The following is a 25,130-nucleotide window of genomic DNA, read 5'->3' as shown; positions in this document are numbered from 1 at the left end:
ATCGCATGCAAAAACCAGAGTCATTTTATAAAAAACAGCTACAACTCAACGCAAGTCTTTCAAAGCAATTTTTTAAGCGAATGGGATTATTAAGCACCCTACGCCTAATAGTTTTTGCACTAACCGTTTTTGGCATTTACTCCAGCTTTAATACTTGGCAGATAGCAACAGGAATCGCCGTTGTTGGCATTGCAATTTTTCTGTATTTACTATCAAATTATACAGATCTAAAGTCCAAAAGAGCATTACATAAACGTTTAGTTGCCATTAATGAAAATGAATTGAAAATAGCATCTGGTGAATTTCATCACAGGTCAGACGGTTCAGAATTTCAAGATCCTAATCACTATTTCAGTTTAGATATCGACCTGTTTGGTAGAGGTTCATTTTTTCAGTTCATTAACCGGACCGCAATTGCAGAAGGCACTAAAAAGTTGAGTGATTATTTACTTTCTAACGATATTAGAGGTATTGAAAAGCGTCAAGAAGCTATAAAGGAATTGGCTTCGATTCCTAAATGGCGCCAAAATTATACGGCAGTTGCCCAAGGTGTTGAGGTTGAGCATTCGGCCCAATATATAATCACCTGGCTTAAAAACCATAGATCTTTTCTCACTAAATCTGTTTACTGGTTCACCATTGGTTTTAGTTTTGCATCTGTAACAATTTTAGCCTTGGGGATTCTAGAAATAATACCCATTAAATATGCGGGATATTGGCTGTTACTAGGCTTGTTGGTAACAGGCCGCTATCTTAAAAAAATCAATGAAGTCGCACAAAATACAGGAAAAGCAAAGGACACGTTTCGGCAGTACGCTTTATTACTACAAGAAATTGAAAGTTCTAATTTTAAGTCCGAATTACTTCAAGAAAAACAACAAAAAATTCAATCTGAAGACATAAAGGCATCTCAGATATTTCAACGCTTCTCAAAGGCGTTAGACGCTTTGGATAATCGGAACAATTTCATTTCGGCCATATTTGGTAATGGCTATCTACTTTGGGATATTCGGCAAACATACCATGTAGAACAATGGATTGCCAAATATGCAGATAAGGTTGAAGATTGGTTTGAAGTCGTTACCTTTTTTGATGCCTTCAACAGTTTCGGCAATTATGCATTTAACCATCAAACTTTTACTTATCCAAAGGTTGTAGAAGAGCCAATTACAATCTCGGCAGAAAACTTAGGACATCCATTATTAAATCCTTCCAAACGTATTGACAGTGATCTAGAGCTAAAAGAAGAACAATTCTTTATTGTTACCGGAGCTAATATGGCTGGGAAAAGTACTTTTTTAAGAACGGTCGCATTGCACATCGCAATGGCAAATGTTGGGCTACCTGTTTGTGCAAAACAAAGTAAATATAAGCCGATTAAGTTAATCACAAGTATGCGAACAACAGATTCATTAACTGATGACAGCAGTTATTTTTTCAGTGAATTGACACGATTAAAATTTATCGTTGACAAGATTGAAAATGATAAAAATTATTTTGTGATTTTAGATGAAATCCTAAAAGGCACCAATAGTACGGACAAAGCTATTGGCTCAAGAAAATTTGTTGAAAAGCTGGTAAAGCTTAGCGCTACTGGAATCATAGCAACTCACGATTTAAGCCTCACGGAAATTGAATCTGAATTGGAAGCGGTAAAAAATTTCTATTTCGATGCAGAAATCATCAATGACGAGCTTCACTTTGATTACAAGCTAAAACCAGGTGTCTGTCAGAACATGAATGCTAGTTTCCTATTGAAGAAGATGGAAATTGTATGATAACGCACTAATTTAAGCACGCAAAGAACACGATGAACCTCATAAAATAAGCCGCATCAGTTACCCATTAGAATACCATTAGAATAAATGCATGATAACTTAGAGGTCTAACTGAAAAAAAAAAATATCCCACAGGATTCGTAAAATTAAAAAACCCTCTCTATTTCTAGAGAGGGTTTGTTTTTAATTAAGAAATTTTCTCCTAAGCCTGAAAAGGCTCAATGGAAACGTAAGACTTGTTGTCTTTTTTCTTAGTAAATTTCACTAAACCATCAACCTTTGCGTGCAAAGTATGGTCTTTTCCTTGGTACACATTTTCACCTGGGTGATGTGTGTTACCACGTTGTCTTATGATAATGTTTCCTGCAACAGCAGCTTGTCCACCAAAAATCTTAACACCTAGGCGTTTCGATTCTGATTCTCTACCGTTTTTAGAACTACCAACTCCTTTTTTATGAGCCATTGTCTTAAGGTTTTTATATCCTGACGTTAGATCAGGAACTAGTTTATAATTAAAGGTTGAAAAATTACTTTCTTCCTCCGTCTAAATTTTCTTGTAATTCTTTGAGCTCATCCCATTTACCGTCAGCAGCTAATTGAGCTTGTTGAGGCCAAGTGTTAGCAACTAAATGTGCTAATCTAGAACTTGCTTCAGCCAAAATTGCTTCTATAGCTTCAGGCTTTGCTTTAGCTACTTTAGCAAAAGTATCCAATCCAGCATTAACCATTGCCTCAGCGGCTTTAGGTCCAACACCTTCAATTTTCTTTAAATCATCAGCTTTACCTTTTGCTTTTCCAGCAGCTGGTTTTGCTTTAGGTGCAGCTTTTTCTGTTGCAACAGCCTCAGCTTTTGATTCCGATTTTTTCGTTTCCTTTTTTGGAGCTGCTTTTTCAGCTTTTTTAGCTCCTGAAGCAACAATGCTCTCAATAACGATTTCAGTTAAGGCCTGTCTGTGACCGTTCTTAACACGGTAACCTTTACGTCTCTTCTTTTTGAAAACTATTACTTTGTCACCCTTAAGGTGTCTTAAGACTTTTGCACCGATTAGTGCTCCGTCTATAGCTGGGGCGCCTAAAGTTGTCTTGTCACCATCACCAATTAAAAGAACGTTGTCAAAATCGACTTTCTCACCTTCTTCTGTAGATAAACGGTTAACAAAAACTTTTTGGTCTTTCGCAACTTTAAATTGCTGCCCTGCTATCTCTACAATTGCGTACATAGCGTAACGTTTTTATTAATTTGTTTATTAAAAATAGTGCTTCCTTCTCAGAAAGCGGATGCAAATATAATTCTAAATTCTTAATCTACAAACGTTTTGGGCAGATTCGCTTAGGGTTTTTCTATTATTTATAGACTATAAATTTTACATTTTCTCGAAAATTAACCTAAACCTTTGAGTTTTAATATACTTTTTACCTTACAAATTTACAATTAGGCTTGTCATTGCTTATTTTTGTAACGATTTGTGTAACAATCTACAATATCCAAAGACTAATACTTTAACTTTTAAATTAAAACAAAACAAATAATGAAAAAATGCTTATTTACGCTAGCTCTTTTGATGCTTGTTAGCTATAATGCTACAGCACAAAAAGTTGAATTTAAAGAATTTGATTTAGATAATGGACTTCACGTTATCATGCATCAAGATAATACCGCACCATTAGTTGTTACTTCTGTAATGTACGATGTTGGAGGAAAAGACGGTGACAGAGAGCGCACAGGTTTTGCACATTTCTTTGAGCACCTGTTATTTGAAGGTTCAGAAAATATTGAACGCGGGGAATTCATGAAAATTATCCCAGCAAATGGAGGAAGATTTAATGCCAATACCTCTCAAGATAGAACTTACTATTATGAAATTTTCCCTTCTAATAAATTAGAATTGGGATTATGGTTGGAATCTGAACGTATGTTGCATCCAGTTATCGATCAAGTTGGTGTGGATACACAAAATGAAGTCGTTAAGGAAGAAAAACGTCAAAGTTACGAAAACAGACCTTATGGTGGTTTACTAAAGGCTATTGGCGAAAATCTATTTAAGGTACACCCTTACAAAGATGAGAACATTGGTAAAATGGAGCATTTAGACGCTGCAACGTTAGAAGAGTTCAATGCATATTTCGAAAAATACTACGTACCTAACAATGCTGTTCTAATTGTAGCTGGAGATATAGACTATGATAAAACAGAAAAAATGGTGCGTGATTATTTTAGTGCTGTGAAAAAGGGACCAGAAGTAGTCCGTAATTTTCCAAAAGAAACACCCATAACCGAAACAATTAAGGCAACAGCTTACGACAAGAATATTCAAGTGCCTGCAATTGTAGCGGCTTACAGATTACCAGGACAAGCCACCAGAGATGCGCATGTACTAGACATGATTGCAACGTATTTAAGTGGAGGTAAAAGTTCGGTTTTATACAAAAAATTGATTGACGAACAAAAGCAAGCTTTAACAGTTCAGGCTGTAAATTTAGGTCAAGTAGACTATAACGTGTTTGCACTTTTTGCGTTGCCATTGGGAGATGTAAGTCTAGAAACCTTATTGGCTGAAATGGACGAGGAAATTGTGAAACTTCAAAATGAATTAATAAGTGAGCGTGATTATCAAAAACTTCAAAACCAGTTTGAGAATCAGTTTGTAAATTCAAATTCTAGTGTAGAGGGAATTGCAAGTTCTTTGGCAACATATTATTTGTTATATGGCGACGTAGATATAATCAACAATCAATTGGAGACTTACAGATCTATCACAAGAGAAGAAATACAGGCAGCAGCCAAAAAGTATTTGAGTCCAAACCAACGTGTTGAAATAGAGTATTTACCAACAAAAGATGAGCAATAAAATGAAAATATTATATAAAATGAAAACTAAATTAACAGCATTTTTAGCATTACTCCTAATAACTTTTAGTGCTAATGCACAGATAGATAGATCTACAATGCCTGTAGCTGGTCCAGAACCAGAAATTTCTATAGAAAAACCACAGGAATTCCAATTAAAGAATGGACTCAAAGTGTTAGTTGTGGAAAATCACAAATTACCACGTGTATCTTATTCATTGAGGATAGATAACAAACCAATTGCTACGGCAGATAAGGCAGGTGTTGAATCGCTTATTGGAAGTATGTTAGGAAACGGAACTACCGAAATATCCAAGGATGAATTTAACGAAGAGATCGATTTTCTTGGGGCAAGTTTAAATTTTGGATTTAGTGGAGGATTTGCGAGCTCTTTATCTAAATATTCGGATAGAATTTTAGAATTAATGGCTGGTGCGGCAATTAACCCACTACTTACCAAAGAAGAGTTTGAAAAGGAGAAAACTATCTTGCTTGAAAATATAAAAAGCAATGAGAAAAATCCAGATGTAATCGCAGGGCGAGTAGGTTCTGCCTTGTCTTATGGAACCAAACATCCTTATGGTGAATTTACGACCAAAGAAACTGTAGAGAATGTAACCTATGGTGATGCTGTTTCTTTCTATGAAAAATATTTCAATCCTGATAACGCTTATTTGGTTGTTATAGGCGACGTTGATTTTAAAACAGTTAAAAAGCAGATTGAAAAGCATTTTGGAGACTGGACCAAATCAGTTGGTGTTAATACTTCTGTACCAGAACCGAATGAGAATGTACAATACACACAGATTAATTTTGTTGATGTACCAGATGCAACACAATCTAACCTCTCTATCACTAATAATGTAGATTTGAAGATGAATGATAAAGATTATCATGCAGCTTTAATTACTAATAATATCTTAGGTGGTGGCGGTGAAGGTTACTTATTCAAAAACCTTAGAGAAGATAAAGGATATACCTATGGAGCATATTCAAGCTTAGGGACAGACCGTTATGGTGCTTCTCGTTTTAACGCTTCTGCGAAAGTTAGAAATGCAGTTACAGACAGTGCTGTGGTTGAAGCTTTAAAAGAGATCAATAGAATTAAGACAGAACCAGTAGATCCTCAAACTCTTAGTGACGCGAAAGCAAAATACATTGGTAATTTTGTGATGGCTTTAGAGCGTCCTGAAACCATAGCCAATTATGCTTTAAATATTAAAATTAATGATTTGCCTGAAGACTTCTATTCAACTTATTTGCAGAAAATTAAGGATGTGTCTGTAGAAGATGTACAGAGAGTTGCCAATAAACACCTCAAAACCGATAACGCAAGAATTGTTGTTGTAGGTAATGGTGATGAGGTATTAGAGAATTTGGAAAAAACAGGTATACCAATTAAATATTATGATAAGTATGCTGCTCCAACTGAAAAGCCAAATTACGAAATCGAGATGTCAGCAGACATCGATGTAGCAAAGGTTTTAAATGCTTACATCGAAAAAATTGGTGGCAAAGAAAAGTTAAGTAATGTTACCTCTGTAAATATTATGGCCGAAGCAGAATTGCAACCAGGAATGATGATGAACCTAGAAATGAAGAAAACCAACAAAAATCAGTTTTCTCAAGAGGTCACAGCAATGGGACAATCTGTAATGAAAACTGTAATTGACGGCGAGTCTGGTTACGTGGTAATGCAAGGACAAAAATCAGATATGAGCGAGGACGATCTTAAAAAATCCTCTGCAGAAACTTCTCCGTTCCCTGAAGTAAATTACCTAAACGGTGGTGCAACTTTAGAGAAAATTGAAGATGTAGATGGTGAAAAAGCATATAAGGTAAATGTTGGCAATGACACTTCTATATATTACAGTGTAGATACTGGATTAAAAATAAAGGAGGTAAAAACCACTCCAATGGGTTCTCAATCTACATTTTATACCGATTACAAAGAAGTAGCAGGAATTATGTTCCCGTTTAAAATTTCACAAACGGTAGGACCACGTAAATTTGATTTTATGGTTAAAGAAGTAAAAGTAAACGAAGGTGTAACTGATGCGGATTTTGACTAAGTATTAAATAAAAAATGTTTACATAAAACCGGAGCGAAAGCTTCGGTTTTTTTATGGCTTGTTTTTATTGGCTAAATAAACTCCAGCCAAAATTAAGAGTGCCGCTAATGCTTGAATTATGCTAAAGGTCTCATTATCCAACAAACCCCAAGCTAATGCAATTACGGGCATCAAATAGGTTACTGACGACGCAAAAACAGGTGTTGATATTTGCACAAGCCTAAAAAAATAGATTTTTGCTAAGGCCGTACCAAAGACCGATAGAATCGTCACATAGAGTAGTGATTCTAAGAGTAAAGGGTTCTCAAACGTCGTAGCATTAAAAAAATCAGAAAACAACAATACGATAGTAGCAGGCACAATAATAAATAGGTAATTTCCAGCAGCGATGGCCAAAGGCTTTACGTCTTGTAGATAACGTTTAATGATATTGGTATTAGCCGCATACATTATAGTTGCGACAATAACATATCCTGCAAAGAGATAGTTCTGTTTTGGATTGAGCTCAGAACCTTCTAAAATTAAAATAGCAGTTCCAACAAAACCGATAATAACACCTAAAATCTGTTTTTTAGTAGAGGCAATTTTAAAAACAGCAAATCCCAAAAGTATAGTGTTTAGTGGTACTAACGAATTTAATATTGAAGCTACTACACTATCAATTTCAGTTTCAGCAATAGCAAAGAGAAATGCAGGAAAAAATGATCCAAGAAATCCCGAAATTGCAATCCATTTCCATGCTGGTTTTGGTATAGTTTTCAGTTTATGGTAGCCAAAAGCCAATAGAATAAAGCCGGTTATAATAGTACGAAGCGCTCCAAGTTGGTATGCAGAAAGACCTAAAAGCCCCTTTTTAATTAAAATAAAAGAGCTGCCCCAAATTGCTGATAAAATTAAAAGATAGACCCATTTTATATTCAGATTTTTCATACAATAGTTATGTGAAGAATTCACAAAGTTCGTTAATTGTTATGCAAGAAACATCAATATTTATTAGATTTAGCCAAATTTTAATAGAATAATTCAATGAAGACATTAAGAAGCATATTTGCAATAACATTTTTGGTGACAACCCTTGCATCGTGTAAGAACAATGAGCAACCAGAAGTTAGAACAGTAGATGTAGAAGTTGTAAATAAAGATGTTTCACAATCACTAGACCCAAATGCAACCTATGCAAAGGTAGAGTTTAGTATTGATGGTATGACTTGTGCTATGGGTTGTGCGAAGACTATTGAAAAGAAAATGGCAAAAGTTGAAGGTGTAAAAAGTGCCAAAGTAGATTTTGACAAGCGTTTGGCTATGGTAGAGTACGACGAAGCCAAAGTAACACCAAAGACATTAGAAGAAACTGTTGCAAAAGTTGGCGAGGTTTATAAAGTTAAAGACATGAAAAATGTAGATAACTTTGGAAGCGACGCCAAAACTTGTAAAGCAGATTGTAAGATGGAATGCTGCACAGGAGATGCAAAAATAGATAAAAAAGCATGCTCAGAAGACTGTAAAATGGAATGCTGTAAAGAAAAGAAAGTTGAGTAAAACCTTTTTAGTCCATAAAAATTAATTTCATAGCGCTGTCCCAAAGGATAGCGTTTTTTTATGGTACTTGTAAAAGAATCAAAGCTATAAACAAACATCCAAAAGGCAAAATCCAAAGAAGAATTAAAGGTGTTGTTTGGGACTTCAATTTTGCATTAAGAATGTTCCTTTTTTTGCCATTATAGCGCATCCAATTTTTAAATATGATTGCTATTGAAATTAATAAAAAAAGCATCCAGAATTTAATCGGAGACATAACATCCATATTCATTTGACTGGCAAAAGCCATAAAAAATGCCAAGACAGCTAGAATAATTGATAACTCTAATGAGCAAATATAAAAAAGTGCGAGGTTCAAGCTCTTCTTACCAAATTGCTTTTTGTAATGGTTGAAAATTGAAATATAATATCGGTCTAGCATAGTGCAATAATAAAAAAACCACATCAAATAGTTGATGTGGTTTTTTGGTATTTAATAAGTTATAATTAATTGCCAGTTACCACAACATTGTCTATGTGATACCTCGTAGTTGCGCTTGGATCAGATCCTTCATAGAAGAAACCAAAATAAGCATCACCATCTATACATGAAACGTTTATTGGGCCAACAGTATTGAATCCACCAAAACCACTTGAAGGGCCTGCAGGAATTGTAGCATCCAAAAGTTGCCATGTGGCCGTTGTAGGATCTCCGGTAAAATCTGTTGAAACGAAAACCGAAAGGATGGTTCCATTGTCAAATGCAGCTTCCACATCAAAAGATAATTCCTCTCCTGTGGTTGAATCCATATTTACTGCTGGTGTAACTAACCAAACATTGGCTTCGGCATTACCAGAGTTAAACGCAGAAACTCTAGAATAGAAGTTGCCACTAAAACTACTGATAAACCAGTCCGTATCCGTGCCGCTAACGTTAGTGTTTGTCCACCCTTCTGACGCATACGTGCCAAAATTGCTAAAGTCTTCAGAAAAGATCTCCGAACCTCCACCAGAAGCTCCGTTACATTCTAAGAAATCTGGATCACAACGATCTGCACTATCAAAATTAATATCTTCTGGGGTGTTGATTGATACGTTAAAGACATCGCCAAAAAAGTTTTTGGTTAATACAGCATTTAAGCTACCTCTGCCAGAAGGAAGCGTTAAACCTTTGAAATCAGCAAATGTGCTCGTGCTGAAAGTAATAGATGAAGCGGTTGCACAACTTTCCAATGTGCGCTCACCATCAAATTCATCTGATGGTTCAGAAGCGAAAGTTTGAGGATTATCGCCTAAAACTAAGTTTCTATTAAACTGTACATCTTGCAATTGTATAAACAAGTTGGTTTTGTCATCTGCAATCTCATCAAATGCTAATGGCAGAGGGACTAAAGTTGCTTTTTCAGCAGATCTCAAAATGAAATCGTTCTCTGAGGCAGACGGTATTTTATCAACTTCATTTCCATTAAGAGCACCTACAGTAAGAAGACCATTGGTAATACCTACAGCCAAACCATTTAATTTTATATAAACCTTTCTACCTACTTCATATCTAACAAATAAAGGATTGACATCAATTAGAAGTTTAATTCCGATAGTTGGATTTTCTGGTTGATCTTGAAGAATCAATTCTTCAAAGAAATTTCCACCTTCATCGGAAGAAATTACATAACCTTCCAAATACTGATTTGTGTCGTTAAAAGCGAAAGTAACTACACTTTCTTCATCTTCATAATCTAACATACCACCATTATCTTGTTCTTGAGCTAATTGACCAGCAACAGCATCAATAGAAATTACAGGACCATCTAAAACAGGCTCAACTATAGAAGTATCCGGTGTATTAAAATCATCGTCTTCGACGCAACCGTTAAATACTACTAACCCTATTAATAGCAGTATAATTTTGTTAATTTTTAAAGTTTTCATTTGTTTAAATTTATTTTGTTCTAACATAGCTTTTTTAAAATCTTACATATACGTTTAGATAATATGTAGTACCGTTACCATAGAAATATCTAGGACCAAAAACAGGGCCATTTTCGCGTGATTTATCTTCTTGCAAACGACGGAAATTAGCCAATCGTGATTGTTCAAAACCTCCTGTACGGTATTCTTGATTAAAAATGTTATTAATCGTAGCAAAGAAGCCAACGAAATAATCGTCTATTTTCCAAGATTTTCCACCTATAACATTTACTAACATATAATCGTCAAATTGTTCTTGTTTCAACAATTCTTTTGCCAAAACTGGGTCATAATCGTTAAACGTATTGCCATCAAAATCTGAAGTAAAGTTAGCTGATCTTGCCAAATTACTCATATCTAAATATGCATTTGAGAAAAAGTTGCTCGTCACTCCAATATTCCAGTATTCTGGATCTCTATATTCAAATCCAATTTGATACGCGCGCTCTGGACCACCAGCTACGTGATAATCCTTGATCTGAGTTGTACCATCACCGAAGGTCAACGGACCATCAAAATCTACACTTGTCAAGTATAAATTAGGGTTGTTGTTAAATGTGTATTGCCCAACCGAAGCAGCACCTTTTAATTTAATGGTTGGAGTTACTTGTGCTTCAATACCAAATTCTACTCCAACATGTCTTCTTTCTATATTGGTCATGATTTCCTGGACAAAAGCATCGCCTTCGTCCACTCCTAAACCTGCGAGGTCTTCGGTAAAATAGAAACCAATGTCAGTACCATCTTTAAAACCAGAATAGAATCCAGTAAGTCTTGCCTTAACAATTGGTGATCTAAAGATATAGCTCACATCTAAAGATTGAATTTTTTCGCTTTCCAGGCCGATAACTTTTGCATTGGTCTGTCTAGCATTACTAAAAGAGTTTCTAATCGTTGGTGCTTTTGTGAAATAGCTTCCATTAACATCTACTAAATGCTTTCCAGTGATTTTATATGTAAAACCTGCTTTTGCACCGTAGTTAGAAAAATCCAATTTATCACTCTCGCCAAAAGAGCCATCATTACCGCCACCTCTAAAGAAGCCATTTTCGTAAAGTCCAGTTCTTTGGTATTTGGTTTGAGAAACATTTGCACCTACATAAAAATCAATGATGCTATATTTGAATTGCGCCTGTGCAAATGCGCTAACTACATTGGCATCTATTTCATAATTATATTTATATCTGTCACCTTCCCTTACAATACGGTTGGGATTGTTAACGTCACTCTGGGCTAAGTTGGCTGCGATATCATCGTCAATGGCAGCATTATCATCTTCTTCTGCAAAGAAATCTACGTCCAAATAACCTGTACCGCCTAAAAGATCTTCAATTCTAGCATAGTTTTCACTTTTGAGGCGTCTGTAATTGACTGCCGCATTAAGTTTAATGTTTTCTGCCAATTCCGCATCTAAAATTGAATTTATCGATAATTGTTTATCCTCAATAACATCCGACTGTATGGCGTAAAGCGAATTACCTCCTTGATTCCTTAAAATAGCGTTGGCTTCATATAGATTGTTCCAATCTAACTGACCGTCGTTAACAAATTCCTCTTGGGCTAAGAATGCTTGTTGGTAATCGTAAGCAGTTGGGTTGGCATCCTGTAAGAAAAAGCTTGGTAGATTTTGATAATACTCTGGTGTAGGATTTCGTGCTCCACCAATATATGAGGTTTCTCCATTAAATCTAACTAAACGTGTACCACCATTATCTATTCTGCTATTGGCAATCTCACCAAACTGATACGCGACATTAGTATTTAATCTTACTTTAGGAGTCATATCCCAATAGTGGCTCAACATTAAAATTGGCTCATTGGTTTCACGCATTCTGGAGTTGCGTTGTTCACCATTTAAATTTCCCCAAAAAGGATTGTATTTTCTTCCTTTAAGGTCAAAAACTTCTTCTGTTATAGCGGTTGAACGTCCTCTTCTATTTTGCGCATAAATACTTGTAAAGTTGATGCTGTGTTTAGCATTAATTCGTTTTTCAACTGCTGCGAAAATTGAGTTGGCATCATAAAGTGTGCCATCAACATAACCTTCTTCCCCGAAACGTCTAGATAATAATAAAGAAAAGGACCACCCATCTTTTAACAGTCCAGAACTATAACTTCCCATAGCTCTACCTGTATAACTTCTATTGGCAGATGCATAAGATATACGACCACCTTCTCTATATTTTGAAGCGCGCATAATTATATTGTTGGTTCCAGCAAGGTCTCCAAAGTTGTAATCATTAGCAGACGTACCCATAGAAAACTCGCGATTTCTTTGTGCATCGTTCAGTCCTCCCCAATTGGCCCATTGTGGTCTACCATTAAACTGTTTGTTCATTTCAATACCGTTAATGAGTACCTTACCGTTGGCATTGTCTAAACCTCTTGGTCTAAAAAACGTAGCGCTAAAGTCAAAAGCGGCCGCATTGAGAAAAACATCGTTAGATGCTTGTAACAAGCCAGATACATTATCCGTTAAACCATCATCTTCACTATTAAGATTATCATCTGAAATAGAGATAATGTAAAGATCGTCTTTGTTATCATCAAAATCCAAAGTCATTCCGCTGATATCAACGGTCTGTCCTTCGTTTACGATAATGGGATAGCGTTTAGTGACAAAACTGACTTTTTCTACTTTTAAAACTTGTTCTCCAAGCGGTACATTTTGGGCAAACCTAAATTCACCTTTTGCGTCCGTTTTTGTAGTTTGTCCAGTCTCTTCAATAGTAATTGTCACATCAGGAATTGGTTCTCCTGTAGTTCCATCGAAAACACTTCCCTTGATTAAGGTTTGCTGAGCAAAACTTACTAAAGTAAAAGCGGTTAACGACAGAAAGAGTAAAAAACTTTTTTTCATGCCTAAGATTAAAATTGATTGTTAGTGTACATTAAATAATAGTTATTTAAGGCGTGCAAATGTACGTTTTTTATAATAAATACATACTTTTGGCAAGCAATTTGCTTTAGACATAACGATTATATAATATATAGAAATGAAATCAATAAAATTACTTTTTGTTCTACTCGCTTTCTTGAGTATTACTCATGTTTCAGCACAAGAAAAGAAACGCTTTAAAATTCATACCGTCGCGTTTTATAATTTAGAAAATCTATTTGATACCATAAATGATCCTACAAAATACGATGAGGCAAGCCCTATTATGGAGATGAATGCCAATCGAGGTGAAGTCTATAAGAAAAAGGTGAAGAATATGGCGCGCGTGGTTGCTAATATTGGTAGCGATATGGCTAAGAATGCGCCCGCAATTATTGGTGTGTGCGAAATTGAAAACAGACAAGTTCTTGAAGATTTAGTGAATGATCCACTACTCTTAGGTAAAGATTACGGAATTATTCATTACGAAGGACCAGATAGACGAAGTATCGACGTAGCGCTATTATATCAAAAAGCGTTGTTCCAACCTATAGATTCAAAATCACATGAGTTGGTAATTTATGATGATCTTACAAGAAATCGTGTTTACACTAGAGACCAGTTGCTGGTTTCTGGTAAATTGGATGGTGATTTAATTCACGTCATCGTCAACCATTGGCCATCGCGTAGTGGTGGTGAAGCTCGAAGTCGCTCGAAGAGAGTGGGAGCCGCAAAGTTGAACAAGCGCATCATCGATTCTTTACAATCCATAGATCCTTATGCTAAGATTTTTACCATGGGAGATTTAAACGATGACCCAACTAACGATAGTGTAAAAGAAGTATTAAAAGCAAAAAAAGAAAAAGAAGATGTAGGTTTAAAAGGCATCTATAACCCGTTTGAAAAAATGTTTACCGAGAAAGGATATGGAACAACCGCGTATCGTGATGCTTGGAGTTTGTTTGACCAGATTATGGTAACACAACCATTATTGGAGGACGATTATTCATCCTTTAGATATTGGAAAGCTGGAATCTACAATAAGGCATATTTAAGTAATAAACGAGGAAGATATGAAGGTTATCCGTTTAGAAGTTTTGCCGATGGAGGATTTACAGACGGGTATAGTGACCACTTTCCTGTTTATGTTTATCTGATTAAAGAAGTAAAGGATAGCGAAGAATAATATCTATAATTGAATTATAAAAAAAATGCTCAAAATATAATTTTGAGCATTTTTTTATTTTAATCAAACCACAAGTTCCAAGGAATTTTAGCAAGTACAAGTATTAGTGCCAATGTATAAAAAATAGCAAGCATCTTAAATTTTGGTTTAGAAACCAGCTTTTTCTTATGTTTAGAATAACCAACAGTCACTAAAACAACCGCTATCATCATAGTTAATGGATGCTCGATGATATTAGAGCGTAATACATCATTTTTCATCACTTCTCCCATACCACCAACTTCCTCAATCGTTCCGAAATAATCTTTAGTAAAAAATAAAATAATACCAATTAGCAACTGAATGTGCATTGTAATCAAAGCAAAAAGCGACATTCTAAAATCTATAGCGTCAAAAGGCTTATTGCTAAAAAATTTGAACAAAGCATTAAAAGTAGCCACTACAAGAACTAAAAGTACCAAATAGGCCCAATAGGAATGAATAAATTGAACAGTTTCCATAATTAAAAGGTTGGTTGTTTATGACACAAAAATAACAATATAATTATTCTGAAATGGTTATTTTACGTTTCAGCTCATTTCCGAGAGCATCCACAACTGTAATTAAGTGATCACCAGAAGTAGGTTTCACGGCCATATCATGAATATCTTTTGTGCTGCCAATATATTGAGCGTCAATGTACCAATACAGCTCGAGTTCTGGTTTGGAGTGGGCGACTTTCAAAATTAAATCATTGATTTTGCCGTCAAAATCTTTTGGTAAAAAGATGGTACTTTTTTTATTTGGATAAATAAATTCCATATGGACACCAGAGTTGCCTTTACAATCTGACCGCACAGGAGGTAGATCTTTATAAAACGGATTTTTATTTTTGAAATAAAACGCTTGTAAGGGCGGAAGGATAAACCAAGCTTCACTATTTATAGCTGAAATATTTTCACAAGAAGAATTAATTTGAAACTGTTTAGAGACATCTAAGTGTACCAATTGATGAAAAGGACAAGGCTCTGTCTTTTTTCCGCTGTTTTGAATCAATCGTATTTCCGTATCATCACAAATAGTAGAAGCGCGGTAACCACTTTTTTTACAAATATCCACTTCAAACAATTCGTCGTATGGCTTAGCAAACCATTCCCCTCTCGGTAACAAATCGAAAACATCAAACAAAATAGGCGCTGAAGTCTGTACGCCAACCAAACCTGGTCTGCCCTCTCCATCTGCATTACCTGCCCAAACACCAACCACATAATCTTTAGTGGTACCTATAGCCCACGCGTCTCTAAAGCCAAAACTTGTACCTGTTTTCCATGCAATTTCTTTGGACGAATCATAGTATTCCCAACTATCGTCACCCTCAGGTCGGTTGACTTGCTTCATACTTTCGTAAGTGAGAAAAATAGAACCAGCATCATAAATAATTTTGTCTTTTACTTTTTGTCCAAAATCAACATTTTCATTATCAAAAACTATTGGTTCGCAAAATTCATTTGTAAAATATTCGCTGGAATTTTCACTAAAATGGTTTAAGGTCGAAGACATAGCGGCATAACTTTTACACAAATCCCAAAGGTTGCTTTCTGCACCACCAAGCACTAAGGACAAACCGTAATGATTGGCATTATATTTTAAGTCTTTTAATTGTAGTTGTTTTAAATAATGATAGAATCTGTCCAATCCAAAATCCTGAAGCATACGTACGGCAGGCACGTTCAAAGAACGGGATAAAGCCTCATTTGCAAACACAGCTCCATCATAAGACTTATCGAAATTTTCGGGTTGATAGCTTCCAAATTGTGTTGGCACATCTGGCACTAAAGTATTAGGTAACAAATCACCTGCATCAAGCATGGCAGCATATAGAAAAGGTTTTAAAATACTGCCTGTACTCCTTGGTTTGTCAATAATGTCCACATTTTTTTGATGGGCTTTATCCGTTGGTGAGTTTCCAACGTAAGTTAATACTCTTCGAGTTTTTACATCTAATATCAATACTGAGATGTTGTGAATTTCATTCTGTTTTAGTCGATTATGATGTTGCTCTACGATTTCATTTGTTTGTTCCTGTAAAGCAATATTAATTGTAGTTTTTATGCGTTTACCCTTTTTGGTTTTCGCTATTTTCTGAACTAAATGTGGAGTGATCTGAGGCAGCGGATACGGTTTTTGGGGCAGCCCTTCGGCAATTGAGAGTTCATAGGTCAATTCATCTATATCTCCATGTTCAAAAAGTTTTTTTAATAATCTATTTCGCTTTTCCAATAAACGTATCTGGTTCTTTCCTGGATAGATGAGGCTCGGTGCATTTGGCAGTACGGCAAGAGTGGCACATTCTGCCCAGGATAAGTTAGAAGCATCTCTATTAAAGTATCTCCAAGCGGCAGCATCAATACCAACTACGTTGCCACCAAAAGGTGCATGACTAGCGTAAAGGTTTAAAATTTCATCTTTCGATAATCGAAATTCTAACCGTGTTGCAAGAATCAGTTCTTTTAATTTTTCAAAATAACTTCGAGATTGGCCTTTTCTAGACAGTCTAATTACTTGCTGTGTAATTGTACTTCCACCTCGTTTTACTGAACCCGAATTTACATTTTTCTTTAAAGCTTTGAAAATTGAAACTGGATTAAAGCCGGGATGCTTGTAGAAATATTCGTCTTCAAATTGAAGTATACAAGTTTTAAATTTATTGGGAATATTATCATTGGTAGGAAATCTCCACTGTCCATCATCCGCAATTTGTGCGCCCAACAAAATATCCGAAGAACTTGTAATTACTGTCGCTGTTGGATCTCTAAATAGATGTTTTGGCAAGCAGAAATAATACGCTAATAATAGGGCGATAAGCACTACTGACTTCAACTTATTTCTCTTAAAAAACCTTATTAACCTATACATGTGCTATACAAAAGCGATTATTATAACCATCTTATCGAAAAGGCAAGATAGTACACAAATTTATCTATATATTTAAACGTGAGAAAACCCTTTTTAAGTCTAAAACTAATCCTAATTTGTTGTCTTTTTATCTTTTCAGAATCCATGTTTGCTCAATTGGGATTCTGTCAGGGCAATTCTGGCGATCCGATATTTTTAGAAACATTTGGTACAGGGTTAACGGACTCCCCTTTACCTGCAGGAACAACTACATATACTTATGCCAACGGCCAAGCACCGGAAGATGGACTTTACACGGTGTCGAGTAATTCAAATTATTTTGATTGGTTTGATATTGATGATCATACACCAAATGATAATAACGGTAGAATGCTTATCGTCAATTCTGATTTCACCGCAGGTGAATTTTACAGAACCAATATCAACGGTCTCTGTGAAAATACTACTTATGAGTTTTCATCATGGCTTATTAATTTAACACCATCTACTGGCTTTTGTGGTAATAGTCAAATTCCTATAAATGTAAGGTTTGAAATTTGGGATAATACAGATACTAATTTACTGGCATCTGGAAATACGGGAGATATTTTTGGCTCAAACTCACCAAATTGGGATCAGTATGCATTGGTTTTTCAAACAGCTCCCAGTCAAACTTCAGTAATCCTAAAAATGCTGAATAATGGTTCTGGTGGTTGTGGTAATGATTTGGCAATTGATGATATCACCTTTAAAAGTTGTGGTGATTCTATTGCAGTTGCAGATACTAGCAATAATAATTCGGTAACGGTATGTAGTACCCAAGTTCCGTATTCAGAGACAATTACAGCTATGCCAGATAATGCTGTATTCAGCAATCATTTTTACCAATGGCAAATTAGTACAGATGGAACGAATTGGACTGACATAAATGGTGAAACCGGTGCATCGCTAAACATTAATAACGTAACGACGTCTGCATTCTACAGAGCAAAGGTTGCTGAGTTTCAAGGTAATTTGGATAACTCGGATTGTATTACTTTTTCTGATATTTTTCAAGTAATTATTAATCAAGCTCCAGCCCAACCAAATTTAGAATGTTGGGAAACTGCTACATTTAATGATAACACATGTAGTTGGGAAATTTCAGGAACACAACCACCTCAACCAACAAATTTAGAATGCTGGGAAGTTACTTTTTTTAATGATGCTACATGTAGTTGGGAAGTTTCTGGTATGCAACCCGAAGCGCCAACTGATTTGCTGTGCTGGCAATCTACCACATTCAATAATGAGACTTGCCAATGGGAAATTACTGGGACCCAACCTATAGAATCAAGAGATGTATTTATCAATCTGTGTCAAGACGAAATTATTGAATTAGAAGTAGAGTCGGATATTGTGAATCCGGAATATATGTGGAATAGTGGTGAAGAAACAGAATCTATTAATGTTAATAGTGCTGGTGTTTACGTAGTTGAGGTCACAAATGGCTGTTTAACTGAGATCATCACCTTTACTGTAAATGAAATTATCCCACCAGTGATTGAAACTATTGAATCAGATGGCAGTTCTATAATAGTTAACCTATTAACAGAAGGTGATTATCAATATTCCGTTGATGGCGTCAATTTTCAAAGTTGTAATGTTTTTAATAATCAACCTAGCCGATTATATACAGTTTTTGTGCGGTCTATAGAATGTGATTTTGAAGTATCTCAGGAGCACTTACATTTCTTTATCCCAAAATTTATGACGCCAAACAATGATGGTGTAAATGATTTTTTCTCTATAAATGCACTTGAATTCTTCCCATCCTCTAAGGTTTTCATTTTTGACCGCTACGGTAAGCTATTGTTCTCAGCCATAAATAGAAATATTAATTGGGATGGAACATTTAATAGTGAGGATTTACCAACATCGGACTATTGGTATCTTATAGAGATTGGTGGACAGCAATTGAGAGGGCATTTTGCATTGAAACGATAACTAAACATTACTATGCTATACCAGTAATGATAACTACTTTTCAAATTCATATTCATGCTCAACTTTACAAATTTTAACGTTATACCAATCATACCATTGCTTGCGTCCTTTTTGTTGGGCCAATAAATGTGCAGAATTAGCCTTCCAGGTTTTAATAGCTTCGAGATTTTCCCAATAACTTACGGTAATCCCAATGTGGTTACTAAGTGAAGTCGAAGTGTCGTTACGCGCAGAATCAAAACCCAAAAAACCTTTTTGTTGTTTTGCTAAACTTTCCATTTTTTCTGACATTTCTGCATAGCCTTCAATTTCTTCAGATTGTGTTGAGGTGAAAATTACGGCGTAGTATGTTTTGAGGTCTATCATTTAGTTTTATTTTTCAACAGTAATCCAACGCCCTCTATTCCGCACCAAATAATCATTATTATACATTGCTTCAGCTTGTGTACCAGGTAAATAGTAGGTGCCAAGATATGATGCATTCAGCATAACGGTAAATGTTTTGGAACCATATGTTCCTTTTGGACCTATATCAAAATAAAAATTGACGCGGTCGTCTTTAATATCCGTGTATCGTGCTTGGCTCACTGTAGTATCTCCAAAATCGGTAAAACGTGTATTTACAATATCCCAACCCGATGGAAAAATCTGTGTCAATGCTACGTCGTTAACTTTACTATTGGTAAGATTAGAAATATTCACGGTGGCGACAAAATCTTGACCTTGTTTTAATTTGGAAACTTCAATTTTATTGCCCTTTAAATCTTTATAAACTGTAGAAATTGAAAAACCACGCTGTTCGGCCAGTTCTTCGCCCAATTTTAATTTTCCTGAATTTAAAACACGCACATAAACCAAGTTATCCCGTTGATTGGTAATAACCAATTTATTATTACCATCGTTAATAAGAAGGCTGCGTTGGGCAATGGCATTCTTGGTATCAATGGTTTCGGTTTTACCGTTTATGGTATAGTTTAATTTTAGATCTTTTCCGCCATTTTTAATAACCATTTTGCCCATAGCCAATAGGCTATAAGCAGTGGTTTGGGTACTCATCCATTGGTTACTCGATAAATCCTTGGCAATTGTTTTAGCTAAATCATAAGCTTTATCGTTACCAGTAATAATCATGGTTTCCAATGCCATAGCTCTATTTCTATCGACTGAACCGTAGGTGTAATTATCAGAATTTGGAGAAGAAAAATTAATATTTGCAGTTCTTGAAATGGCTTCACTCGCTTCGTTTTGTCCTACGAGTGCGTATGCTGCTGCCAATCGCCATTTGGCTTCATTAGAAATTTCATCAAACTCTCTTAATCTATTCATACTTGCCAAGTCTGCACTGCCAGCTAATGCTAATGTATATAGTCGATAGGCTTGGGCCAAATCTGAATGATAAATGCGATAACTAGGTCTCCAATTTCTCGCCGCTTGTTTCTGATAGGCAATCCAGTTACTCTTAAAAGTAAGAGGGAGTACAAACCCTTTTTTCTCAGCTTCAATCATAAAATGCCCGGCATAACTCGTACTCCAGTCGTTGGCTGAATTCTCTCCAATCCAATAGCTCATAGCGCCATTAGGTTGTTGAAATTGTCCCAAACGTTTGATGCCATTTTCGATATTATTTTGGATTTCCTGTTTTTTCTTTGATGTCAAATCAAACATATCTGGCAGAAACAATTGCGGAAATACACTTGATGTAGTTTGCTCCAAACAACCGTGTGGATAACGGATTAAATATTGCAATCGTTTAGTAAAATCCATTGGTGGCAAGGTTGAATATTCTACCGTTGCAGAATTTGTACCTGCTACACCAAATGTTGTGATCTCAATAGTTTTTTTAGTATTTGCGTCGAGTTCGTTATCAATAACTCGTGATGTTATTGGGTTTGGATTTTCTACGTCAATTTCAACTTTGTAAGTGGAGCGTTCGCCATTTCCTTGGGCAACAACTTCTACCGTATTGATACCTTTTGCTTGCGAGACGTCCAATTCAAAATACGCCATTTTTTCATCTGGTTTATTAAATTGAAGTGTTTGCGAAGCTTCACCTTTTATAGTAATTCCATCACTCGTCTTTAAAGACAGATTGACGTTTTTCACTTTGTTTTCCATGGCAAAAACCGTAATGGGAAGTGTTACTTTTTCGCCTGGACTCAACTTTCTGGGAAGCGTAGCCAAAACCATTAACGGCTTTTTAACTTGTACCGATTTTTCTGCACTTCCGTAAGCCTCAGCATTATTATTTCCTGCTACAACCATCGCTCTAACGGCTCCGATATAATTGGGCATTTTAAGTTGATGCGTTTTGGTTTCACCTTTATTTAAAAGAAATGGGCCTAAATAGGTCACTACGGGTTTAAAACGGTTGGCTTTTTTGTTCTTGCCTGCAGCAGCACTGCCGTCACCACCAATAGCAAAAACTTGATCAATACTGCCTGAATATGCTCCAATTACATCATCAAAAATATCCCAAGTTTTTACACCTAAGGCTTCACGAGCGTAAAACTTATCCCAAGCATTTGGTGTTTTAAATCGGGTCAAATCCAACAAGCCTTCCTCAACGACAGCTATAGTATAAGTCATAGTTTTATCGCTTTTTTCTGAAATTTTAATTTCATAGGATTCCTCAGGTCTTATGACGTCTGGCATTTGTAATTGAGGTTCTAATTTAGTTCTAGGATTTTCTACCATCATAGGAATGACGCCATATAATCTAATCGGTAAATCGTTGGCCGTAATCGCATGAGGCTGTAGTAAAGAAATATTGATAAAAACGTTTGGTGCCATTTTTTCGGTCACGGGTATGTCTACTGTAGTTTCACCAGGTTTGGTTTTTATCCATTGGTGTTGTAATACTTCGGTGCCGTTTTCAATACTTACTAGGGCTCTGCCTTCACTGCCAGAAGGAAACGTAAGTTTTGCAATTTCGCCCACAATGTAATTTTCCTTGTCGGTTGAAAACACCAGCATTTTTGCTGCTTCCTTATCTGTCGATGGCGTATTCTGCCACCAGTTTTTGTAAAAATAAGCAGTTCTACCTGTAGCGTGCCCACTCACAGGATCTGTAATTCTAATGAGGTATCTTCCACGTTCGTTTTCCGGAATATTGAGTTTAAAATTCGCTTTTCCACGGTTATCGGTATTTACTATAAATTCTTGGACAGGTCTGTGGAAATTGCTGGACACATAGCTGGCTAAATCATCATAAGAAGAATTCCACCACCAACGCCATTCAATTTTATAGACTTTTATCTCTACATTTTCGCGTTTAATTGGCTGTCCTTTTGCATTGACCGTTGCTAAATTAAAGGTGTGATTTTCATCCGTAAAAAAGGAACCGTATCTACTTCCTTCGGGCGAACGTAACCCAACAAAACTTTCATATGGTGCATAAGGCATTGTAAAAGCATCTAAGGAAAAATCACCTCCATTTTCAAATGCACGGACTAAAAATTGTGCGCTCAACATACCAGGTGCATTTTTTCCGATATTTAATTTTGAACTCATTATCGCATTTCCATTAGCATCGAGACTACCGTCAAATACATTGGTTTCTTCGGAGTTGAATTTTCTAGTTGGGTCACTAAAAACGTAGTCTTTATAGTTGTCAAAAGTTGTATAGGCATTTGTGAACTTAACTTTTACCTCGGCCTTTAAATTTTTTGCAGGTGCACCGTGGAGCCATGTTACTTTGAGATCTCCCTGTAATGGCTCATTATTGGTTAAAATTTTATTCTCAAAATCAATTTTAATTTTTAATCGATTAGGCTTTACGGTTTCAACCTTTAATGATTTTGAAAATGAAGCACCACCAACCGATACTTTTGCGTTGTAATTACCTGTTTTGTAGTCTTGCGAAGTTGGCACTTTAAAATCATAAAAATTGTTGATGTTGTCAATGGAAATTTTTCTGTAAACCAATTTTCCAACAGGATCTGTGATTTCAAGTTTTACGGGATGGTGTTTAGGTAGTTTATTGTCATTATCGTTCAGAACAAATGTTAAAAACAAACTGTCACCAGGTCGCCATACCCCTCGCTCGCCGTAGATATATCCTTTGAGTCCACGCTCTAAACGATTTCCTGAAACGTCAAATTTGCTTAATGACAGTGAGTTACCTTCTTGAAGCTTTAAATAACTAACGCGTTTCGCTTTTGAAACAATGGCAAAAGCGGCCCTGTTTTTCACATCAATTTCTACTATGCCTTCACTGTTACTCACTCCGTCGGCCAGTTTTTGTTGCTGAAAATTGAACAACTGCACTTTAGCTCCACGTTCTGGTTCAGTTGTAATAATATTTGTGATTGCAAATAAATAAGTGTTGTCATTTCCCTGTTTGGCGATAACACCCAGATCTGAACTTAAAATATTTTGCGAAACAACACTGTTGCTCTCATAGTTAAAATAGGAATCCGTACATGGATTTTCTCGGTCCCTCCATCTGTAATTCTGGTTGCGGTAACTATAGGTTAGGTTGTCCCAATAGCGCTCTTCACGTAATTCTTCGTCATCTTCTGAAATTTCATCGTAAGCAAAATAGTCTTCTTCGTAATATTCCTCATATTCATCATTTTCAATGTTGGTGACTTCTGCAATTGAATTGCAGTCGTACAACGAATAATCCCTTTTAAAACTTAATTCCACACGGTAAATTGATCCAGGATGGGCATTAAGATATTTTGAAAGATCAATGCTGTAGGCTTTCCATTTTCCAGTATTTTGAATTTCGTCATGAATCAAGGTTATCGTTTCCTTTGCAATGCGACGGCCTACTTTTTTAATAGAATATTGGTCGTTACTGCTCAGATTGTTATCCTGAAGAAATTGAAGCACATTGTCTTCATATATTTTAATGATTCTAACATCAACTTTACTCAGATTTACAGCTTCAAAATTGAATTTTAGATCTTTTGAATTTGGTAAAATTATACCATTACTTATTAAACGAACCTGTGGTTTTAGAGCTTCAAATAGAAATACCTCTGAAAGAGCTTTTTTTAGTTTATAATTGTCAGTGCTTTTGATGCCCGTGAAAACGTCTACCTGAATATCACCTACTAACTTGGTGTCTGGATATACTTTTAGAACATTGCCATCTACAATATATTTTGGGTTTTTAACACCTTGTATGGTTACCAACCCAGCAAAATTCTGCTGTTTATCAATAGGATCTGAAAAGTTGATGGAAAGAAATTGTTCTGGTGACTGAAAGACTTCAGTGTCTACTATAGTAAAATTATTTTTTCCTGGAATTGTAAGAGTGTTCTCTCCTTTATTTTCTGAATTTATTGCATTTCCATCCCACTGTATTTCAACTTTACTATTATCAACAAAGCGTTTAATATTATCAATTTTAAATTCAAAATATTTTGAACGACTTTGAGCTTCATTCCAAACCAGTTCCAATGTGTTTTCATCTTGAAATGCTGAGACTAATTTTTTGGCATCTTCTAATGAAATAACATCAGCGGACTGTAAACGGGCAGTTAGGTATTGCAATTCTTTTGAGTAAGATTGAAGGTTGCCAGTCGTTATATTAAAACTTGGTGTAATGGTTTTAAATTGAAATGTGTAATCTTCATAACCCTCGGGCATGGAATTATAGATTTCATTGAGTTGAACCGTGATTGTATATTCAGTTGATGGTTCCAATGGCTCGTCGGGTGTAAAAACTAAGGTGTTTTTGTTGAGCGCTTTTAATTTTCCTTGAACATGAGGTGTGATTTTAATAAAATCAGCATCTAATTCCTGCTCGCTCTCCCAGCCTTTTACTGAATTTGCAAAATTAATTTTTATGGGATCAACAACTGAAACCAACCCGGAAGTAGTGTAGTTTATATAATCTCGAAACTTGAAAATGTTATCAGTTTCAACAGGCTTTTTTTTACAAGAATAAATTAAAATAAAAAGGAGTACAAAAACAAGGTGTTTATTGATGCGCATGGTAACAGGGTATTAATAAGTAAAAATAGTAACGAAAAAAATGGATAGGGACATTCTTGTTAAATAAGTACGTGGG

15 protein-coding genes are annotated in these 25,130 nt (G+C 35.7%); 6 read left to right on the top strand and 9 right to left on the bottom strand.

Annotated elements, in window-relative coordinates:
- The first annotated feature begins 5 nt into the window (after positions 1–5).
- Entirely contained in the window at positions 6–1,778 is a 1,773-nt protein-coding gene (locus tag HM983_RS05975) for a MutS-related protein (protein ID WP_179344479.1), read from the top strand.
- Between the two features lie 202 nt (positions 1,779–1,980).
- Here the strand turns inward: HM983_RS05975 and rpmA are convergent, their stop codons facing one another.
- Positions 1,981–2,241: a 50S ribosomal protein L27 gene (gene rpmA / locus HM983_RS05970; RefSeq protein ID WP_179344478.1), complete on the bottom strand. Its 261-nt coding sequence runs from the start codon at positions 2,239–2,241 to the stop codon at positions 1,981–1,983.
- 64 nt (positions 2,242–2,305) lie between these two features.
- A complete protein-coding gene (rplU, locus tag HM983_RS05965) occupies positions 2,306–2,998 on the bottom strand; it encodes a 50S ribosomal protein L21 (RefSeq protein WP_179344477.1) in 693 nt (230 codons plus the stop codon).
- Positions 2,999–3,307: 309 nt separating this feature from the next.
- Between rplU and HM983_RS05960 the strand changes: the two genes are divergently transcribed.
- Positions 3,308–4,627 (top strand): M16 family metallopeptidase, encoded by a 1,320-nt coding sequence (locus HM983_RS05960; RefSeq protein WP_179344476.1) that lies wholly within the window; start codon positions 3,308–3,310, stop codon positions 4,625–4,627.
- A gap of 19 nt (positions 4,628–4,646) precedes the next feature.
- Positions 4,647–6,698 carry a M16 family metallopeptidase gene (locus HM983_RS05955; protein ID WP_179344475.1) on the top strand — a complete coding sequence of 684 codons (2,052 nt, stop codon included), beginning with the start codon at positions 4,647–4,649 and terminating at the stop codon, positions 6,696–6,698.
- Between the two features lie 51 nt (positions 6,699–6,749).
- Here the strand turns inward: HM983_RS05955 and HM983_RS05950 are convergent, their stop codons facing one another.
- Positions 6,750–7,628 carry a DMT family transporter gene (locus HM983_RS05950; RefSeq protein WP_179344474.1) on the bottom strand — a complete coding sequence of 293 codons (879 nt, stop codon included), beginning with the start codon at positions 7,626–7,628 and terminating at the stop codon, positions 6,750–6,752.
- Between the two features lie 96 nt (positions 7,629–7,724).
- Between HM983_RS05950 and HM983_RS05945 the strand changes: the two genes are divergently transcribed.
- Positions 7,725–8,237 carry a heavy-metal-associated domain-containing protein gene (locus HM983_RS05945; RefSeq protein WP_179344473.1) on the top strand — a complete coding sequence of 171 codons (513 nt, stop codon included), beginning with the start codon at positions 7,725–7,727 and terminating at the stop codon, positions 8,235–8,237.
- A gap of 486 nt (positions 8,238–8,723) precedes the next feature.
- Here HM983_RS05945 and HM983_RS05940 read toward each other — a convergent pair whose 3' ends face one another.
- Entirely contained in the window at positions 8,724–10,145 is a 1,422-nt protein-coding gene (locus tag HM983_RS05940; RefSeq protein ID WP_179344472.1) for a DUF5689 domain-containing protein, read from the bottom strand.
- Between the two features lie 34 nt (positions 10,146–10,179).
- Positions 10,180–13,044, bottom strand: a complete 2,865-nt coding sequence (locus HM983_RS05935; RefSeq protein WP_179344471.1) for a TonB-dependent receptor — start codon at positions 13,042–13,044, stop codon at positions 10,180–10,182.
- A 136-nt stretch (positions 13,045–13,180) separates the two neighbouring features.
- Here HM983_RS05935 and HM983_RS05930 point away from each other — a divergent pair, with 136 nt between their 5' ends.
- The gene (locus tag HM983_RS05930; RefSeq protein WP_179344470.1) at positions 13,181–14,248 is read left to right on the top strand and encodes an endonuclease/exonuclease/phosphatase family protein; all 1,068 of its coding nucleotides are present in this window, start codon (positions 13,181–13,183) and stop codon (positions 14,246–14,248) included.
- Positions 14,249–14,307: 59 nt separating this feature from the next.
- Here the strand turns inward: HM983_RS05930 and HM983_RS05925 are convergent, their stop codons facing one another.
- Positions 14,308–14,751 (bottom strand): hypothetical protein, encoded by a 444-nt coding sequence (locus HM983_RS05925; protein ID WP_179344766.1) that lies wholly within the window; start codon positions 14,749–14,751, stop codon positions 14,308–14,310.
- Positions 14,752–14,791: 40 nt separating this feature from the next.
- Positions 14,792–17,143, bottom strand: a complete 2,352-nt coding sequence (pbpC, locus tag HM983_RS05920; protein WP_179344469.1) for a penicillin-binding protein 1C — start codon at positions 17,141–17,143, stop codon at positions 14,792–14,794.
- A 78-nt stretch (positions 17,144–17,221) separates the two neighbouring features.
- Between pbpC and HM983_RS15985 the strand changes: the two genes are divergently transcribed.
- A complete protein-coding gene (locus HM983_RS15985) occupies positions 17,222–19,108 on the top strand; it encodes a T9SS type B sorting domain-containing protein (protein WP_179344468.1) in 1,887 nt (628 codons plus the stop codon).
- 33 nt (positions 19,109–19,141) lie between these two features.
- On the opposite strand, the gene HM983_RS05910 is transcribed toward HM983_RS15985, so the two are convergent.
- Complete coding sequence (locus tag HM983_RS05910) at positions 19,142–19,474, bottom strand: antibiotic biosynthesis monooxygenase family protein (protein ID WP_179344467.1); 333 nt, start codon at positions 19,472–19,474, stop codon at positions 19,142–19,144.
- Positions 19,475–19,480: 6 nt separating this feature from the next.
- On the bottom strand, positions 19,481–25,054 hold the full coding sequence (locus tag HM983_RS05905; protein ID WP_179344466.1) for an alpha-2-macroglobulin family protein: 5,574 nt from the start codon (positions 25,052–25,054) through the stop codon (positions 19,481–19,483).
- Between the last annotated feature and the right edge of the window lie 76 nt (positions 25,055–25,130).

It is taken from the genome of Winogradskyella ursingii (assembly GCF_013403975.1).
Lineage (GTDB): Bacteria > Bacteroidota > Bacteroidia > Flavobacteriales > Flavobacteriaceae > Winogradskyella > Winogradskyella ursingii.
This window is presented reverse-complemented; position numbering and strand designations above follow the sequence as displayed.

What these genes read in the sequence shown, in the direction of transcription:
- HM983_RS05910 (WP_179344467.1), bottom strand. Translation starts at nt 19,474, where the DNA reads ATGATAGACCTCAAAACATACTACGCCGTAATTTTCACCTCAACACAA.
- HM983_RS05940 (WP_179344472.1), bottom strand. Translation starts at nt 10,145, where the DNA reads ATGAAAACTTTAAAAATTAACAAAATTATACTGCTATTAATAGGGTTA.
- rpmA (WP_179344478.1), bottom strand. Translation starts at nt 2,241, where the DNA reads ATGGCTCATAAAAAAGGAGTTGGTAGTTCTAAAAACGGTAGAGAATCA.
- HM983_RS05950 (WP_179344474.1), bottom strand. Translation starts at nt 7,628, where the DNA reads ATGAAAAATCTGAATATAAAATGGGTCTATCTTTTAATTTTATCAGCA.
- HM983_RS05960 (WP_179344476.1), top strand. Translation starts at nt 3,308, where the DNA reads ATGAAAAAATGCTTATTTACGCTAGCTCTTTTGATGCTTGTTAGCTAT.
- rplU (WP_179344477.1), bottom strand. Translation starts at nt 2,998, where the DNA reads ATGTACGCAATTGTAGAGATAGCAGGGCAGCAATTTAAAGTTGCGAAA.
- HM983_RS05905 (WP_179344466.1), bottom strand. Translation starts at nt 25,054, where the DNA reads ATGCGCATCAATAAACACCTTGTTTTTGTACTCCTTTTTATTTTAATT.
- HM983_RS05975 (WP_179344479.1), top strand. Translation starts at nt 6, where the DNA reads ATGCAAAAACCAGAGTCATTTTATAAAAAACAGCTACAACTCAACGCA.
- HM983_RS05955 (WP_179344475.1), top strand. Translation starts at nt 4,647, where the DNA reads ATGAAAACTAAATTAACAGCATTTTTAGCATTACTCCTAATAACTTTT.
- HM983_RS05930 (WP_179344470.1), top strand. Translation starts at nt 13,181, where the DNA reads ATGAAATCAATAAAATTACTTTTTGTTCTACTCGCTTTCTTGAGTATT.
- pbpC (WP_179344469.1), bottom strand. Translation starts at nt 17,143, where the DNA reads ATGTATAGGTTAATAAGGTTTTTTAAGAGAAATAAGTTGAAGTCAGTA.
- HM983_RS05935 (WP_179344471.1), bottom strand. Translation starts at nt 13,044, where the DNA reads ATGAAAAAAAGTTTTTTACTCTTTCTGTCGTTAACCGCTTTTACTTTA.
- HM983_RS05945 (WP_179344473.1), top strand. Translation starts at nt 7,725, where the DNA reads ATGAAGACATTAAGAAGCATATTTGCAATAACATTTTTGGTGACAACC.